The following is a 16,636-nucleotide window of genomic DNA, read 5'->3' on the forward strand; positions in this document are numbered from 1 at the left end:
TTGTTAAAAATGATATCATACGTCCCTTTGATTTTCAATGGGATGTACAGCCGTATATTTTACAATTTACTGTCGAACTTTGCGGTTGATTGACAGGTGCAGCTCATCGAGCTGGGCGCTGTCCACTTCGCTAGGTGCTTCCATCAACAAACAGCTTGCGCTTGCCGTTTTCGGGAATGCGATCGTATCTCTCAGGTTGGTGCGGCCGCTGAGCAGCATCACAAGCCGGTCAAGGCCGAGCGCGATTCCGCCGTGCGGGGGAGCCCCGTATTCAAACGCTTCAAGCAGGAAGCCGAACTGCTCTTTCGTCTCTTCCTCAGATAGGCCCAAAAGCGCAAACATTTTCTCCTGAACATCTTTTTCAAAAATACGGATCGATCCTCCGCCCAGCTCATAGCCGTTTAAGACAAGATCATAGGCTTGCGCTTTCATGTCTTCCGGATTCGTGTCGACCAGATCAAGGTCTTCCCGGACAGGCATCGTGAACGGGTGGTGTGCCGCATAGAAACGTCCTTCTTCTGAATCATACTCAAGAAGCGGCCAATCAACGACCCATAAAAAGTTGAACAAGCTTTCATCGATCAGATTCAATTCTTTTCCGAGCTTTAAGCGCAGCGCGCCGAGCGCGTCATTGGCGACTTCCAGCCGGTCTGCGACAAAGAGGATGAGGTCCCCTTCCTTCGCGTCAAGCGCTTCAATGAGCACCTGCTGTTTTTCGTCCTGGAAGAACTTCGCAATCGGGCCTTTCAGTCCGTCCGCTTCGGCTTTCAGCCATGCCAGCCCTTTCGCCCCGTAGTTTGCGGCGAATTCGCCGAGTGCGTCAATGTCTTTCCGCGAATATTTAGATGCAGCGCCTTTAACGTTTATCGCTTTAACCGCGCCTCCGTTTGCCACAGCTGTCGCAAACACTTTAAAATCGGAATCCTTTACGTTTTCTGATACATCGGTCAAAAGCATGTCAAAGCGGGTATCCGGTTTGTCGGATCCGTAAAGGTTCATCGCATCCTGATACGACATTCTCGGCAGCGGCAGAGAAATGTCCACACCGTGCGTTTCGAGCATGACTTTCGCCATCATTTCTTCAGCGAGCTTCATGATGTCTTCCTGGTTCATAAATGACATTTCGATATCGATCTGCGTAAACTCCGGCTGGCGGTCGGCGCGCAAATCTTCGTCCCTGAAGCAGCGTGCGATTTGATAATAGCGGTCAAAGCCGGACACCATCAACAGCTGTTTGAAAAGCTGCGGAGACTGCGGCAGCGCGTAAAATTCTCCTTCATGGACGCGGCTCGGCACGAGATAGTCGCGCGCTCCTTCAGGCGTTTTTTTTGTCAACACCGGTGTTTCAATATCGATAAAGCCGTTGTCATCAAGGAAGCTGCGGACGGCTTTTGTAACGTTATGCCGCATTTTTAAGGTGTTGAACATCTCCGGTCGGCGCAAGTCGAGATAGCGGTGCTTCAACCTGATGTCTTCAGACACTTCTGAAGCCTGGTCGCTGATCGCAAAAGGCGGCGTTTTGGCCGCACTCAGCACATTGACCGATTCCGCTTGGATTTCGATTCTTCCGGTTTTCAAGTTCGGATTGACTGTTGCTTCTTCACGGGCAACGACTTTTCCTGTAATGTCAAGCACATATTCGCTGCGGATGCTTTCAGCTGTTTCAAGGGCGTCTTTGGAAACGTCGGGATTAAATACAACCTGCACAATGCCGGTGCGGTCTCTCAAATCAATAAAAATCAAGCCTCCGAGATCGCGTCTTTTTTGAACCCATCCTTTTAAAACGACGGATTCTCCGATCGCCTTCTCCGTTATTTCGCCACAATAATATGTTCGTCCAAACAAAGCGGTCCTCTCCTTTAACTTTCAGTGTTTGTTTTCAAGAAATGGATGAATTCATCAAGGCCGATGGCCTGTTGATCTCCTGTTTTCGCATCTTTGACATTCATTTGATTTTGGCTCAGTTCATCCTCGCCCAAAACAGCGATATATTTCGCATTGAGACGGTCGGCGGATTTAAACTGGCCTTTCATTTTTTTCTGTTCATAGTCGATTTCGGCGGAAATTCCTGCTTCTCTCAATTTATAAAGGAGGGATACAGAATAGTCTTTGGCTTTGTCGCCAAGTGTCACGATATAGCAGTCAATGCCTTCATCCGCTCCGACTTTCACATTTTCCGCGTCCAGTGCGGCGAGAAGACGTTCGATACTCATTGCAAAGCCGATGCCCGGCGCTTTCGGTCCGCCGAACTCCTCGGTAAGGCCGTCATAGCGCCCTCCGCCAGCAAGCGTTGTAATCGCTCCGAAACCTTCGGCATTGCTCATGATTTCAAAAGCCGTGTGATTGTAATAGTCAAGACCTCTCACCAGGTTCGGATCGACCTCAAACGCAATGCCGATGTCGGTCAGATATTGCTGCACTTTCGCAAAATAGGCTTTGGATTCTTCATTTAAGTAGTCAAGAATCGAAGGAGCGGTTTTCAGCAGTTCATGATCCCTGTCTTTTTTACAGTCCAGAATCCGCAGCGGATTTTGCCGGAGCCGTTTTTGACAGTCTGAACAAAACTCGTCGATCCTCGGCTCAAAGTGGCGGATCAGCGCTTCTCTGTGAGCGGTTCGGCTCTCTTTGTCGCCGAGGCTGTTAATGACCAGCTTCAGATTACTGAGACCCGCTTTCCGGTATACGCTCATCGCCAAGGCAATGACTTCCGCGTCAATCGCCGGATCGTTCGAACCGATCGCTTCGATGCCGAATTGATAAAATTGGCGGTAGCGGCCTGTCTGCGGCCTTTCATAGCGGAACATCGGTCCGATGTAGTAAAGTTTCGTCGGCTGAACCGGATTAGCAAAAAGTTTGTTTTCCACAAAAGAGCGTACTGCAGATGCAGTGCCTTCAGGACGAAGCGTCAGGCTTCTTCCTTTTTTGTCAGCGAATGTGTACATTTCCTTTTGTACGATATCGGTCGATTCTCCCACCCCGCGGGAAAATAGTTCTGTATGTTCAAAAATAGGCGTCCGGATTTCTTTATATTGATACGCATGACACGTTTCTCTCGCAATCTTTTCGACGTATTGCCAGCGTTCCGATTCTCCTGGGAGAATATCTTGTGTTCCCCTTGGAATATTAAATCCCATTTTTAAATCCTCCTCATGACTTAAATGCTTTTTTTCATTTATGGAAATAAAAAAACCCCCGAACCTACTATAAAACCAATAGTAGGGACGAGAGTTATACCCGTGGTGCCACCCTAGTTGGAACGATCAACCCGTTCCCGCTCATGCCTTTAACGCAGGTTCACGTCCGCCGCCTAATTGCTCGCAAGTTCTGCCGGGCTTTCAGCGGGAAACCTTCGGAGTGTTCATTCGGTCAAGATACCGTGCAGACCGCTTTCAGCCCAGGGCGGTTCCTCTCTTTTCACGTACTCTTGCCTACTATTCTCCATCTTCAGTTCAACTCATATGTACACTAATTTATATTATAATACGAGTGTTAAGTGTGCATGTCAACCCTATTTGCGGTTCTTTTTATTCTGAATTGATTCTTTGGACGCGAGCCCCAGCTCACTCGCCGTTTCTTCCATAAAGCCGGCTTGCTCCGGATCCGCATGATCCTTTAGATGCAGATTTGCATCTTGCTCATGGATCGCTCTGCCCATTCTTTGATTATACCTCACACAACAACATCCTTTTGATATCTTTTTTCTATAGTATAAACAAATCATTTTCATTTTATTAAAAAAACGGCAAGGAATATACGATATAGAAGAAGAAGTAGTGTTCCAAGTTTTTTACCGAAAGGAGGAGATGGGTAACAATATGAAAAAAAGAACAGTATTGATCCTATCGATGATGCTGGCAGCACAAGCAGCCTTTTATACATCGTCAAACACAGCTTCTGCAGCCATCGGGGAAGCCGTGATTGCCACCGATGAAATCAATGTCAGGAGCGGACCCGGACTGAGCCATGAAATCGTCAGCGTCGTCAGCCGGAATGAAAGCTATCCGATTCTTGAAGAGCGCGGGGATTGGGTCCAGATCCAGCTGAACGGCGGACAAAAAGGATGGGTTGTATCCTGGCTGATCAAGAAAAAAAGCCAAGTCTCCAACGGCTCTGATTCAGCGGCGGGAAAAGTCACATCTTCCGAAGCAAACCTGAGAATCAGAAAAGGCCCCGGCACTTCATATGAAGTCCAAGGCGTATTCCCTGAAGGAGAACAGGCTGACCTGCTAAAGACCGACGGAAACTGGGTAAAGATTTCCTATCAGAACATCACTGGCTGGGTCCATTCAGACTATGTCAATCAAGGTTCAGGAGCAAAACAGTCTCAATCGTCTTCATCACGCGCTTCATCAACAAAATCAGGAACGGTCGGCGTATCCACCTTAAATGTCAGAAGCACAGCTTCCCATCAAGGACGGATTATTGCGTCGCTTCAACGGAATGCAAGTGTGACGATTTTAAACGAACAGCACGGCTGGTATGAAATCGAATTTAATGGTCAAAAGGGCTGGGTCGCAAGCCACTATATTCTCGAAGGACCCAAACAGAAAAGCGGAACTTCGGAAACAAGCAGCGGCTCCGGGTCAAAACAGCAGGCCACCATCGTGTATGAAGGCACAAATGTTAGAAGCGGGCCTTCGACATCCTCAGCGATCGTCAAGCGCGCAGGGAAAGGCGAGTCTTACCCGATCGTCTCTGCAAAAGGCGACTGGTATGAAATCAAACTGTCAAACGGCGATTCCGCCTATGTGGCAAACTGGGTCGTTCAGACCGCTGACCAGTCTGGCTCAGCCGGAGATTCGAAAAGCGCAGCACCGCCTTTGGCAAAGCGGTCAAGCGCGAGCGGCACAATCAAAAATAAAACGGTTGTCATCGATGCCGGACACGGAGGACATGACAGCGGGACAATCGGAACGCGGGGGACGCTGGAAAAACGGCTGACCATCAAAACGGCAACGCTTCTTGCCGCGAAACTGAGAGCCGATGGCGTCAACGTCTATATGACGCGGAATGACGATTCTTTCGTCAGCCTTCAGTCGCGGGTCGCGACCTCTCACTATCGAAACGCCGACGCTTTTATCAGCATTCATTATGATAGTTTTGCAAACGCGTCCGTAAGGGGAAATACCGCCTATTACTATAGCCCGTCAAAAGACCGGAAGCTCGCAGCAGACGTGCAGTCCGAGATCGAAAAGCACTCGCCTCTGCCAAGCCGCGGCGTATTATTCGGGGACTACTTCGTATTAAGAGAAAATAAACAGCCCGCCGCATTGTTTGAACTCGGCTACTTGAGCCATCCTCAAGAAGAAGCGGTTGTCAGCACGAACGCTTATAGAGAAAGAGTGACAGACGGCATTAGAAGCGGCTTAGAAAACTATTTTAACTAATAAAAAAGCTCCCAAATGGGAGCTTTTTTATGCTTTCGAATCCATAACAAAGGTGACGGGACCCGAATTTGTCAGCTTGACATCCATCATTTCGCCAAATCTTCCCGTTTCGACAGCAACGCCTTTTGCGCGAAGCATGCTGTTCCACTCCTCGTATAATTGAAGCGCCTGATCGGGCTTTGCCGCTTTTGTAAAATTCGGCCGTCTTCCTTTTTTCGTGTCGCCGTACAAGGTAAACTGAGAAACCGATAAAACGGAGCCTCCGACATCTAAAAGCGACAGGTTCATCTTTTCGCCTTCATCTTCAAAAATCCGCAGATTGACTAGCTTTTCCGCCAAATATGCGGCATCTTCGCTCGTATCCTCATGCGTCACGCCGACAAGCACCATCAAGCCGAGGCCGATTTGACCGACAGTCTCGCCTCCTACCGAAACGCTTGCATCTGTGACGCGCTGAACAACTAATCTCATGACGCTTTTCCTCCTAATTCATCACCCTGCGCACGGAGTAGATATCTTTGATCTGTTTGATCCGTTCAACCACTTTATGCAAATGATTAATATTTTGAATGAAGATGGCCATATGGATCGTCGCCACTTTATTGCGGTCCGATTTACCTGACACAGATGAAATATTTGTTTTTGTCTCATTAACGGCCTGAAGAACTTCATTAAGAAGGCCGCGGCGGTCATAGCCGAGAATTTCGATTTCGACGTTATATTCTTTTCTCCGCTGCGTCTGCGGCTCATGCTCCCATTCTACTTGAATCAGCCGGTCGAGCGCTTCATTTGTTAAAACATTCGGGCAGTCCTCGCGATGGACGGATACACCACGGCCTTTTGTAATGAATCCGACGATCGGATCTCCCGGAACGGGGTTGCAGCATTTTGACAGTCTGATCAGAAGGTTGTCAACGCCTTTGACGCGAACACCCGCTTCGCGTTTTTTCCCTTGGTAAGGTTTCGGTTCAGGTGTTACATCTTGAACGCTTTTCACCTGTTCTTCCTGATCTCTGATTTTCCGTTCTTTTTCCGTCAGACGGTTTGCAACTTGAGCGGCTGTAATGCCGTTATAGCCGACTGCGGCATACATGTCTTCTTCATTGGCAAAATTGAACTTGTCAGCGACTTTCTGCAGATTCTCAACAGTTAAGACGTCCTTCACTTCAAAGTCCAGGTTTTTAATTTCTTTTTCAACCAGTTCTCTGCCTTTTTCGACATTTTCCTCTCTGCGCTGCTTTTTAAAGAACTGGCGGATTTTATGCTTAGCCTGAGATGTCTGCGCAAGGTTGATCCAGTCCTGGCTCGGACCGTACGAATGCTTGGATGTCAGAATTTCTACGATATCCCCTGTGCGCAGCTTGTAATCAAGCGTGACCATTTTTCCGTTTACTTTCGCCCCGATCGTTTTATTGCCTATTTCTGAATGGATCCGGTACGAAAAGTCGATCGGCACAGAGCCTGACGGCAATTCAATGACGTCCCCTTTCGGCGTAAAAACGAACACCATGTCGGAAAACAAATCGATTTTTAGAGATTCCATAAATTCTTCGGCATCGCTCGACTCATTTTGAAATTCCAAAATTTCGCGGAACCAGGAGAGCTTTTTATCAAAGCTTGAATCTTCATTGACATTTTTGCCTTCTTTGTAAGCCCAGTGGGCCGCGATTCCGTATTCCGCAATTTCGTGCATTTCAAACGTCCTGATCTGGACTTCCAGCGGATCCCCCTTCGGCCCGATGACGGTGGTGTGGAGGGACTGGTACATGTTCGGCTTCGGCATTGCGATATAGTCTTTAAATCTGCCCGGCATCGGCTTCCAGCATGTATGAATGATGCCTAGAACCGCGTAGCAGTCCTTGATGCTGTTGACGAGGATCCGGACTGCGAGCAAGTCGTAAATTTCATTGAATTGCTTGTTTTGCATCGCCATCTTTCTGTAGATGCTGTAAATATGCTTCGGCCGGCCGGAAAAGTCCGCTTTAATATTGACCTCTTCGACGCGGCTTTTCACTTCGTTTACGACCTCTTCGACGTACAATTCCCTTTCGGCCCGCTTTTTCTTCATCAAATTGACGATCCGGTAATATTGCTGCGGATTTAAATAGCGTAAAGCGGTATCCTCAAGCTCCCACTTTATTTTTGAAATCCCAAGGCGATGAGCCAGCGGAGCAAATATTTCAAGCGTCTCATTTGAAATTCTGCGCTGCTTTTCCTGCGGCAGGTGCTTCAAGGTTCTCATGTTGTGAAGGCGGTCCGCCAGCTTGATCAAAATGACGCGGATGTCCTGAGCCATAGCCACAAACATTTTCCGATGATTTTCTGCCTGCTGTTCTTCCTGTGATTTATATTTAATTTTCCCAAGCTTCGTGACGCCGTCGACAAGCATCGCAACTTCTTCGTTGAATGCTTCCTTTAAATCTTCAAGCGTTACGCTCGTATCTTCCACCACATCATGGAGAAATCCTCCCGCTATTGTGGCGGGGTCCATTTCCAAATCGACGAGAATACCCGCGACCTGGATCGGATGGATAATATACGGCTCGCCCGATTTGCGGTATTGTTCGCGATGTGCGTCTTCTGCGTACTGATAAGCCTTTTTTATAAAAGCAACATGTTCATCGGAAAGGTAACTTTTCGCCTTCTCAATGACTTGCTCAGCGGTTAATACTTGTTCGTTCGCCATGGAATCACCTTTTTTATAATTGAAAACTGTATTGTAATTATTATCAAGAAAAATGTCACAGATGTAAAGAGAAGAAATTCAAAAGGACTTTTGCCGGCCCCGGAATACTATATGAATAGGAAAAAAAGCACCCGCTTTTTATGAGTGCTTTTTATAGTATAAAATTTGTTTAGTATTGCATCAAGGTTAAAATATCATATCCGTCCAGTTTATTTCTTCCTTCAAGATATGTCAGTTCGATCAGGAAAGCGATTCCGGCTACGACGCCGCCAAGCTCTTCAACCAGCTTAATCGTTGCTTCGATCGTTCCGCCGGTTGCAAGCAGGTCGTCAGTGATCAAGACGCGCTGCCCCGGTTTAATGGCATCTTTATGGATGGTCAGGACATCTTTTCCATATTCCAATCCGTAGTCGACTTTGATGACTTCGCGCGGCAGTTTGCCTTCTTTGCGGACAGGCGCAAATCCTACCCCAAGCGAATATGCGACAGGGCAGCCGATGATAAATCCTCTCGCTTCAGGTCCCACGACAAGATCGATCTCTTTTTCTTTCGCATACGTTACAATTTGATCTGTCGCGTAGCGATAGACGTCGCCTTTGTCCATCAATGTTGTAATATCTTTAAATTGTACGCCTTCCTTCGGGTAGTCCGGCACAATTGTCACATACTTCTTCAAATCCATCTGTATTCATGTCCTCCTCATACTTTATAAGCGACGGCGTTTTCCGCCATCCGCTTATCCAGCCACTGTTTAAGCTCATCCGCCGAAGAATAAATGAGCTTTTGCTCCAATTCAATCAGGCGCTGTTTTTCCCGGTAGGTTTCAGAATCTGTCAGATCGCGCTTTTCGGCATGATAAACAACAGATAAAACACCATTCTCTATTGTAACAAAACCGAGCTCAAAAAACACCTTTGTCATAAAATCAATTGTGTCTTTTGTCCAGCCTTTATGTCTGGCAAGCTCCCCGCCGTATTTCGGCAAGTCAAAAGAACCTCTTTTCAGGAGGAAAGCATAGTACCATTTAAAATATTCCCTAGTTGGAAATGTTGAGAAAAAATGTTCGTCTGATTGATAAAAAATCAGATAAATGCGCTCCAGTTTTTTGCCTTTTATCACTTGGTCAAAGATGTCGAGCGACGGCGGAATATCTATAAATACCGCAAAGCGGCTCTCAAGGACGAGACGCTCTGCATCTTCAGGACCGCTGATGACGGTCAGCTCTTCTTCAAGGCCTGTCCCCGCAAGCTTCGCTTTGGTTTCCTCACGGAAGCAGATGCACGCCCGTTTCGCAGGATCCAGCTGCAATATTTTTTCTTCCCATGACCGTTTTCCCCGCAGATCAAACAGCTGCCATTCATTGACGGCCGCATCTTTGATCATCAGCTGCGGTTTTTTTCTGTTATTCCACTCGTTAATCGACAGTTCCCCGACAATCGAGATCTTTGCTCCAGGAACGATCCCGTCTTCGATGGCGCCTTTATAAAATCCGATGCAATCAAGCTTGTTCTCGCCGTCTGCCAGCACAAGCTTCAAGTGATTCTTGTTGGCGCCGATTTTCCTGGAATCATCAATTTTAACGTCGCTGACAAGGACGAAGGGCTTCGGATTTCCCGTGCCGAACGGCGCCAGCATGTTCATTTCGGCAATGCTGTCAACCGTGATATCTTCGAGCCGGCAGCACAAATCGACGTCTTGAACGGGAATAAAATCTTCCTCGGTCAGAACCGCTTCAGCCTGACGGTTGATTCTCTCCCTTAGTGCCGAAACATCTTCCAGGTTGAGTGTCATTCCGGCTGCCATCGGGTGCCCGCCGAAGTGCGGGAGAATATCCCGGCACTCCGAGAGATTTTGAAATAAATCAAATCCTTTGATGCTGCGCGCAGATCCTTTGGCAATGCCTTTTTCTTCATCGATACCGAGAACGATGGCGGGCCTGTAATACCGCTCGACAAGCTTTGAAGCCACGATTCCGACGACACCGGGATTCCAGCCCGGCCGCGCCGCGACGATCACCGGCCGGTCAAGCCCTTCCTCCTCGATCATCTGAACGGCTTCCTCTGTCATCTGATTGACGATTTTTTGGCGCTCCTTGTTCAAGGCGTTGATATCTTCGGCCAGCTCTTCCGCTTCTGTTTCGTCTTTTGTGTTCAGGAGGTAAACGGCCGGGTCAGCCTGTTCAATTCTGCCGACCGCGTTTAAGCGGGGCGCAATTTGAAAACCGATGGTCTCTTCATCCGCACTATGTATCTCCGCTCCGGCAATTTTGGTCAGCGCCTTTAATCCGGGGCGCTTCGTTCTCCTGAACTGTTCCATGCCGCGCTTGGCAATCTGCCTGTTTTCATCATGAAGCGGCACAAGGTCGGCAATCGTGCCGATCGCACAAAGGTCGAGCAAATCTTCCGGGAGCTCTCCGTTCAAAGCGTGGGCTAGCTTAAATGCGACACCGACGCCGGCAAGCTCTTTAAATGGATAGCCGCAGCCCGGCTGCTTCGGATGAATGATCGCATAGGCATCCGGCAAAACGGGTCCCGGCTCATGGTGATCCGTAATGATCAAATCGACGCCAAGCTCTTTAGCGACTTCAGCTTCATGAACGGCGGCAATGCCTGTGTCAACTGTGATGATCAATGAATAGCCTGATTCTTTGATCCCGCGAAAGGCCGCTTCGTTCGGGCCGTACCCTTCTTTAAAGCGGTCAGGTATATAAAAATCGGCTTGTGCTGAACATTTTTTCAACATTTGCAAAAGGACAGTCGTGCTTGTCACACCGTCCGCATCATAATCGCCGTAAATCATAATCTTTTCTTGATCTGAAATTGCCTGTTTGATTCGCTGTACAGCTTTTTCCATATCTTTCAGCAGATAAGGATCGTGAAAAACTGCATCCTTGCCATTTAAAAATGAAGATGCTTTGTCGGCTGTATCGTAACCTCTCATGACAAGCAATGAGGCGGCAAGGGGAGTAATGCCTAATCTTCCGGCGAGCTGCTCCACCTTTTCTTTGTCGGGCGTTTGCACGTCCCAACGCATTTTTGACGCTAACATAAATTCACCCCTCAACCACACTATTATACTAGAGCAGCATGAGGGGATTCAATTTATTTCGTGCAATCTTTCTAGTCTTTCTGATTTTCAGGGGCCGCCGATTCGGCTTCAAGTTCAGGATACTTTACCCGTTCTTCTCTCTTGAGCGCCTTCAGCTCTTTTTTCAGCCGCATGATCTGGAAAGCGCCGGCCGAGCCGATAATGAGCGCCCCCATCAATACCGATACCAAAATGACCAGGATCAAAGGCCATTCTGCCGTTCCAAAAAGAAAATCAACCTTCACCGGTTCAACATTAATGACCGCGAAAACAGCAACAATTAATGTAAAAATAAGTGCAGAGATTAACGTCCATTGTTTGTTCATGAGATACTCTCTCCATTCGCGTCGTTTTCTAGCGTTATTTTCCCGCTCTGCTCCCATTTTAAACAAAAAGAAGATCGATAGAAAGCCGCCAAAACAACTTTTTTCTCTTCAAACCAAAAAAGGACCGCCCGGCAGTACGGGCAGTCCTCGATTTATTCTCCTGCAGGCTTGCGCTTCGGCTTTTTCAGGTCGCGCCCTTTCCAGACAAGCCATACTTGAGCTGCGATGTAGAGCGATGAATACACTCCACTCAACAGCCCGATTAACAGCGCGACAGAGAAGTTCGTAATCGATGCTGCGCCAAAAATGAGGAGCGCAATGACCACAATGACGACGGTCAGCACCGTATTAATCGAACGAGTGAACGTTTGCTGCAAGCTCAGATTCACAATATGCGATAAATCGCTGAAGCTCTTCGGCTTGCGCTTTTTCACCTGTTCCCTGATTCTGTCAAACGTTACGATCGTATCGTTGATCGAATAACCGATAATCGTCAGCACGGCTGCGATAAACGTAATATCCACCTCGAGCCTTGTAATGCTGAAGACCGCGATGATGAAGAATGCATCGTACAGCAACGAAGCGATCGCCGCAATTGCCATCTTATATTCAAAGCGGATCGAAACATACAGGATGATCCCGAGAGCCGCGACGGCCACCGCATAGAGGGCGTTTCTCGCCAGCTCTTTTCCGACGGTCGGTGATACTGTGCTGACGTTCGGCTCCGAGCCGTATTTATCTTTAAAATAATCCTTCACTTCGGCAATTTTTTTCTGATCCGGAACGCCGACAAATCTGGCGACGCCGTGTTTTTGATCATCACCCGAAAGAACGATTGAATCGGCTGTCAACCCGACCTCTTCAAAGTCTTTTTTCAGCTCTTCGCTCGTCAGCTTGTGGTCGCTTTGCACTTCGATCCTTGATCCGCTGGAGAAATCGATGCCAAGGTTCAGCCTGAAAACAAGCAGAATGACAATTCCCGCAGCCAAAATAATTCCGGAAAATACGAAGAACCATTTACGCTTACCGACGAAATCCCATTTGGTAAACGGAGTCGGAGGCTCAGTATTTTCGTCTGTCTTGCTGATGTCCAGGATGTCTTTTTTGCGCACTCCAAACCAGCCTTTTTTCCGGTCAAGCCAGCGGCTTTCGACCAGCAGGCCGAGCAGGAAGCGCGACAGGAAGACAGCTGTAACAAAGCTTGTCAAAATGGATAGGATCAGCATGGTCGCGAAACCTTTGACAGAGCTCGTACCAAATATGAAAAGCACGATTCCGGCAAGCATCGTCGTAATATTGGCATCAAAGATCGTTGCAAATGATCTTCTGTTTCCTGCTTTAAAAGCCGAGCGAACCGATTTGCCGAGCTTCAGCTCTTCTTTTATGCGTTCGTACGTAATGATGTTGGCGTCAACCGCCATCCCGACGCCCAAAATAAGAGCCGCGATCCCCGGAAGGGTCAGAACCGCATTCATCCAGTCAAAGATCTGCAGTGTAATGTAGATATAGACAGAAAGCGTAATGACCGCGACAAAACCAGGCAAGCGATAATAAAGAAGCATAAATAAGAAAATAATAGCAATACCGACGATTCCCGCAAACACGGTATCATTCAAAGCCTGCTCCCCAAACTGCGCGCCGACGGATGTCGAATACTTTTCAACGAGTTTGACAGGAAGAGCGCCCGCATTTAAAATGCTCGCCATATCTTTTGCTTCCTGAATCGTAAAATTTCCTTCAATCATCACGTCTGACGTATTCAGCACCTGGCTGACATTCGGAGCGGAGATGTATTTGTGATCCGCTTTTTGCGATTCTTTTTTAAAGGAGTCGCCTTTTTTGTAATCAAGCCAGATGACGAGCTGGTTGTTCGGCTTCATATCGAGCACTTTCTTTGTCACTTCGCCGAATTTATCGGCATCCTTCAGCTTGATCGTCACGATCGGCTCATTTGTGTCCTGCTTGAACGACTGTTTAGCACCGTTTTCGACAAGATCTGAACCGTTCAAAAGCTCTTTGTCATTCGTATCCCTGAACGTAAGCTGAGCCTGTGTGGATAAGATTTCCCGCGCCCTGTTCTGGTTGTCGACGCCGGCAAGCTGAACCCTGATCCGGTTGTTTCCTTCGATTTGAATGTTCGGTTCGCTGACGCCCAACACATTCGCCCGGCGGTTCAGTGCTTCAACCGTACTGATGAGGGCGTCCCTGTCAATTTTGTCGCCCTGTTTGGCAGGCTGGACTTCATACAGAACCTCAAAACCGCCCTGAAGGTCAAGGCCGAGGCTGATGCTGTCTGCAGCCGGCTTCGTGAACATTCCCAGTCCCGTACCGATCAAGAGAACGGTAAGGAAAAACGCAATCAAGCGTCCTTTTTTCATTATGTATTTCCTCCTTAAATCAACCAAAATCTACGGCTACCTCAGCAGCTCATCGAGCATATTCTGCCCTTCTTTGCTGTCGAGTAAATTAGACGTTTTAAACGATTCTACGGTTGCATAGTTCATAAATTCGCCAATTTTCACAGATAAAATATCACCGGCGAGCTGATGAATTTGAACATCCTTCTTTTTCTTCCATTTCTTATTCAATAAGTATGACCACAATTCCTCTATTTCAATATCGTCATAACCGAGTATCCTGAACTCTTCCGTCTTGCTGTGAAGAAAGGGTTTTAAATGATCCTTGTACAGATCAGCCGGATGTTTGCCCATGCCAAAGCCACGCTCCTTTCACATTTTTTCAGAGAGACTTGTCATGCTTGGACGATGTATGCGCATATCTTATTGTATATGATTAAAGGTTGTTTGAGAAGGCAGGGGACTCTAGAAATGACGAAGCAGACGTTTTTAAAAGGAACGCTCATTTTAATAGCGGCAGGTTTGATTACGAGAATGCTCGGCTTTATCAACCGGATTGTCATCGCAAGGTTCATCGGAGGTGAAGGTGTCGGGCTTTATATGATGGCGGCTCCGACTTTTTTTCTGGCGGTCACCCTCACCCAGTTCGGCCTACCTGTCGCCATCAGCAAGTTGGTTGCTGAAGCGGAAGCGCGCGGAGACCACAGAAAGACAAAGCAGATTTTAGTGATGTCTCTTGCAATTACCGGGACGCTCAGCGCCGTCATTACTCCGGTGTTTCTCATCTACGCCCCGCTGATGGCCGACACGCTGCTCACAGACAAAAGAACGCTTTATCCGCTTTTGGCGGTTACTCCGGTCGTTCCGATCATTGCTGTTTCCAGCGTGCTGAGGGGCTATTTTCAAGGAAAGCAAAATATGAGGCCGCTTGCCGTATCCCAGGTTCTCGAACAAATTGTCCGGATATCGCTTGTCGCCGTATGCACGACGGCATTCCTTCCGCTCGGCATCGAATATGCGGCTGCGGGCGCGATGCTGTCATCCGTGTTTGGCGAGTTGGCTTCACTCCTTTATTTGTTCGTCGCCTTTAAATACAAAAAGAAAATCCGCATCAGAAAACGTTTTTTCCAATCCCTGAAATCTGGACGAACCACGTTTTTCGAGCTGATGAGCGTCTCGCTCCCAACAACGGGCAGCCGTTTTATCGGCAACCTGTCATGGTTTTTTGAACCGATTGTCGTAGCGCAAAGCCTTGCAATAGCAGGGGTCGCCGCTTCCGCCGCAACGAGCCAGTACGGAGAGTTGACCGGCTTTGCCCTGACGCTTCTCACCCTCCCGAGCTTTATCACATATTCTCTGTCTACGGCGCTCGTTCCAGCCATCAGCGAAGGAATCGAACAGAAAAAAATGCAAGTCGTGGAATACAGGCTTGAGCAGGCGATGAGGCTTTGCCTTTTAAGCGGCGGAATATCGGCGGTCATTTTGTTTTCGTACGCGGATGAGCTGGTCAGCGTGATGTACGGGTCGTCAAATGCTGCGATTTATGTGAAAATCATGGCTCCATTCTTTTTATTTTACTATTTCCAAGGTCCGCTGCAGGCCGTCCTGCAGGCTTTAAACCTGGCCGGCGCGGCAATGATGAACAGCCTGGTCGGCGCCGTTGTGAAAACAGGTCTCATTTTTGTTCTCGCTTCACGGCCTTCACTTGGCATTATGGGGGCTGCGCTGGCGATTTTGACGGGGATCATCCTCGTCACCCTGCTGCACGCCGCAACCGTCAGCAAAGTGCTTCCCATCAGCATTAACCTGAAAGAATATATCGTATCCTTCGGCGTCATTTTGATATCAGGGTGGGGAAGCCTTCTGATGAAAGAACACCTTTTTTTAGACCAGTCCGAGCCGATGCGCCTGCTTTTGTGTGTCGCGGTTACAAGCTTTCTTTACGTCTTCCTTCTGGTCGCCTTCAAGCTGGTCAAAAAAGAAGAAATCCAGCGGTTTCCGCTGTTCGGCCGCTGGATTTCGTAAGCTCTCGCTTTAAGGTTTAAATTCATCCTTTATGTCAATAAAAAAAGAACCTTTATTATATGTGCAATAAGAAATTTTGGAAAGATCGCGGTGTCCTCTTTTTTCAAGCTTTTGCTCAAGCCACTCCCGGTCTTTCCCGATCTTTTCTAATTGTTCTTTTTGAACCATTCCGTCAACAATCAACGGCAGTTCGATCATTTTGTTTGGCCCGTCTTTTGTAAACACTGAAAGCTTCCCGGTCGGCTCCAAAATCGCATATGAAACATCCCCGATTCGTTCCACATTCTTATCTCTCAGCTGTGTCATCAAATCATCGTAATTATAGCGCTGTGTCCTCATGGCGTGTTCATCAATTTTTCCGCGGTCTATGATAATCGTTGGTTTTCCATCGAGAAGCCGGCGGATTTTTTGATTTTTCAATGACAGATATGCAAATATAACCTGGATCAGCGTCAAAACGAGAATTGGAATGATCGTATGGAGAAGGTGGTCATCGAGATTTTCAATGGCCAAAACCGCGATTTCGGCCATCATAATAAAAACGACAAGATCCAATATGCTCAGCTCGCCTATTTCCCTCTTTCCCATCAAGCGAAACAAAATAAAGATGATGAAATACAAAACGACCGTCCGAAACGTAAGAGCTAAAATTTCATCCATTACCGCCCGCCTCCTTCCGCCTATCATGATCATAAACATAGCCTTTGTAAAATTGAGGCTTTTATGTATAAAAGGTCGGGGGAGCTAGTCTATTTGCCAAACGTGCAG

The 16,636-nt window shown here is 47.7% G+C and carries 13 protein-coding genes and 1 other annotated feature; of the genes, 2 read left to right on the forward strand and 11 right to left on the reverse strand.

What is annotated here, in order from left to right; all coding sequences use genetic code 11:
* Positions 1 to 66 precede the first annotated feature (66 nt).
* The 3 genes from aspS to M1D67_RS15165 all read right to left on the reverse strand — a co-directional run bounded on the left by aspS (position 67) and on the right by M1D67_RS15165 (position 3,673).
* On the reverse strand, positions 67 to 1,845 hold the full coding sequence (aspS, locus tag M1D67_RS15155; protein ID WP_256164177.1) for an aspartate--tRNA ligase: 1,779 nt from the start codon (positions 1,843 to 1,845) through the stop codon (positions 67 to 69).
* Between the two features lie 14 nt (positions 1,846 to 1,859).
* Positions 1,860 to 3,134 carry a histidine--tRNA ligase gene (gene hisS / locus M1D67_RS15160; protein WP_023855387.1) on the reverse strand — a complete coding sequence of 425 codons (1,275 nt, stop codon included), beginning with the start codon at positions 3,132 to 3,134 and terminating at the stop codon, positions 1,860 to 1,862.
* An 80-nt stretch (positions 3,135 to 3,214) separates the two neighbouring features.
* Positions 3,215 to 3,454 (reverse strand) — a binding site (T-box leader).
* A gap of 54 nt (positions 3,455 to 3,508) precedes the next feature.
* Positions 3,509 to 3,673, reverse strand: a complete 165-nt coding sequence (locus M1D67_RS15165; RefSeq protein WP_479831369.1) for a YrzK family protein — start codon at positions 3,671 to 3,673, stop codon at positions 3,509 to 3,511.
* Between the two features lie 142 nt (positions 3,674 to 3,815).
* Here M1D67_RS15165 and M1D67_RS15170 point away from each other — a divergent pair, with 142 nt between their 5' ends.
* The gene (locus M1D67_RS15170) at positions 3,816 to 5,387 is read left to right on the forward strand and encodes an N-acetylmuramoyl-L-alanine amidase family protein (RefSeq protein WP_026579149.1); all 1,572 of its coding nucleotides are present in this window, start codon (positions 3,816 to 3,818) and stop codon (positions 5,385 to 5,387) included.
* Between the two features lie 27 nt (positions 5,388 to 5,414).
* On the opposite strand, the gene dtd is transcribed toward M1D67_RS15170, so the two are convergent.
* The 7 genes from dtd to M1D67_RS15205 form a co-directional block, all read right to left on the reverse strand.
* Positions 5,415 to 5,858, reverse strand: coding sequence for a D-aminoacyl-tRNA deacylase (dtd, locus tag M1D67_RS15175; RefSeq protein WP_197407180.1), 444 nt, complete (start codon positions 5,856 to 5,858; stop codon positions 5,415 to 5,417).
* Positions 5,859 to 5,871: 13 nt separating this feature from the next.
* Entirely contained in the window at positions 5,872 to 8,073 is a 2,202-nt protein-coding gene (locus M1D67_RS15180) for a RelA/SpoT family protein (protein ID WP_023855390.1), read from the reverse strand.
* A gap of 169 nt (positions 8,074 to 8,242) precedes the next feature.
* Complete coding sequence (locus tag M1D67_RS15185) at positions 8,243 to 8,755, reverse strand: adenine phosphoribosyltransferase (RefSeq protein ID WP_023855391.1); 513 nt, start codon at positions 8,753 to 8,755, stop codon at positions 8,243 to 8,245.
* A gap of 17 nt (positions 8,756 to 8,772) precedes the next feature.
* A complete protein-coding gene (recJ, locus tag M1D67_RS15190) occupies positions 8,773 to 11,121 on the reverse strand; it encodes a single-stranded-DNA-specific exonuclease RecJ (protein WP_479831370.1) in 2,349 nt (782 codons plus the stop codon).
* 71 nt (positions 11,122 to 11,192) lie between these two features.
* Positions 11,193 to 11,486, reverse strand: coding sequence for a LapA family protein (locus M1D67_RS15195; protein ID WP_023855393.1), 294 nt, complete (start codon positions 11,484 to 11,486; stop codon positions 11,193 to 11,195).
* Between the two features lie 152 nt (positions 11,487 to 11,638).
* Positions 11,639 to 13,864: a protein translocase subunit SecDF gene (secDF, locus tag M1D67_RS15200; RefSeq protein WP_039072894.1), complete on the reverse strand. Its 2,226-nt coding sequence runs from the start codon at positions 13,862 to 13,864 to the stop codon at positions 11,639 to 11,641.
* A gap of 36 nt (positions 13,865 to 13,900) precedes the next feature.
* Entirely contained in the window at positions 13,901 to 14,197 is a 297-nt protein-coding gene (locus M1D67_RS15205) for a post-transcriptional regulator (RefSeq protein WP_023855396.1), read from the reverse strand.
* 117 nt (positions 14,198 to 14,314) lie between these two features.
* Between M1D67_RS15205 and spoVB the strand changes: the two genes are divergently transcribed.
* Entirely contained in the window at positions 14,315 to 15,868 is a 1,554-nt protein-coding gene (spoVB, locus tag M1D67_RS15210) for a stage V sporulation protein B (protein WP_026579144.1), read from the forward strand.
* Between the two features lie 9 nt (positions 15,869 to 15,877).
* Here the strand turns inward: spoVB and M1D67_RS15215 are convergent, their stop codons facing one another.
* Positions 15,878 to 16,528: a DUF421 domain-containing protein gene (locus tag M1D67_RS15215; RefSeq protein WP_020452417.1), complete on the reverse strand. Its 651-nt coding sequence runs from the start codon at positions 16,526 to 16,528 to the stop codon at positions 15,878 to 15,880.
* Positions 16,529 to 16,636: the final 108 nt, after the last annotated feature.

Source organism: Bacillus sp. PK6-025, assembly GCF_056530265.1.

What these genes read in the sequence shown, in the direction of transcription:
- hisS (WP_023855387.1), bottom strand. Translation starts at nt 3,134, where the DNA reads ATGGGATTTAATATTCCAAGGGGAACACAAGATATTCTCCCAGGAGAA.
- M1D67_RS15170 (WP_026579149.1), top strand. Translation starts at nt 3,816, where the DNA reads ATGAAAAAAAGAACAGTATTGATCCTATCGATGATGCTGGCAGCACAA.
- dtd (WP_197407180.1), bottom strand. Translation starts at nt 5,858, where the DNA reads ATGAGATTAGTTGTTCAGCGCGTCACAGATGCAAGCGTTTCGGTAGGA.
- M1D67_RS15180 (WP_023855390.1), bottom strand. Translation starts at nt 8,073, where the DNA reads ATGGCGAACGAACAAGTATTAACCGCTGAGCAAGTCATTGAGAAGGCG.
- M1D67_RS15185 (WP_023855391.1), bottom strand. Translation starts at nt 8,755, where the DNA reads ATGGATTTGAAGAAGTATGTGACAATTGTGCCGGACTACCCGAAGGAA.
- recJ (WP_479831370.1), bottom strand. Translation starts at nt 11,121, where the DNA reads ATGTTAGCGTCAAAAATGCGTTGGGACGTGCAAACGCCCGACAAAGAA.
- M1D67_RS15195 (WP_023855393.1), bottom strand. Translation starts at nt 11,486, where the DNA reads ATGAACAAACAATGGACGTTAATCTCTGCACTTATTTTTACATTAATT.
- secDF (WP_039072894.1), bottom strand. Translation starts at nt 13,864, where the DNA reads ATGAAAAAAGGACGCTTGATTGCGTTTTTCCTTACCGTTCTCTTGATC.
- M1D67_RS15205 (WP_023855396.1), bottom strand. Translation starts at nt 14,197, where the DNA reads ATGGGCAAACATCCGGCTGATCTGTACAAGGATCATTTAAAACCCTTT.
- spoVB (WP_026579144.1), top strand. Translation starts at nt 14,315, where the DNA reads ATGACGAAGCAGACGTTTTTAAAAGGAACGCTCATTTTAATAGCGGCA.
- M1D67_RS15215 (WP_020452417.1), bottom strand. Translation starts at nt 16,528, where the DNA reads ATGGATGAAATTTTAGCTCTTACGTTTCGGACGGTCGTTTTGTATTTC.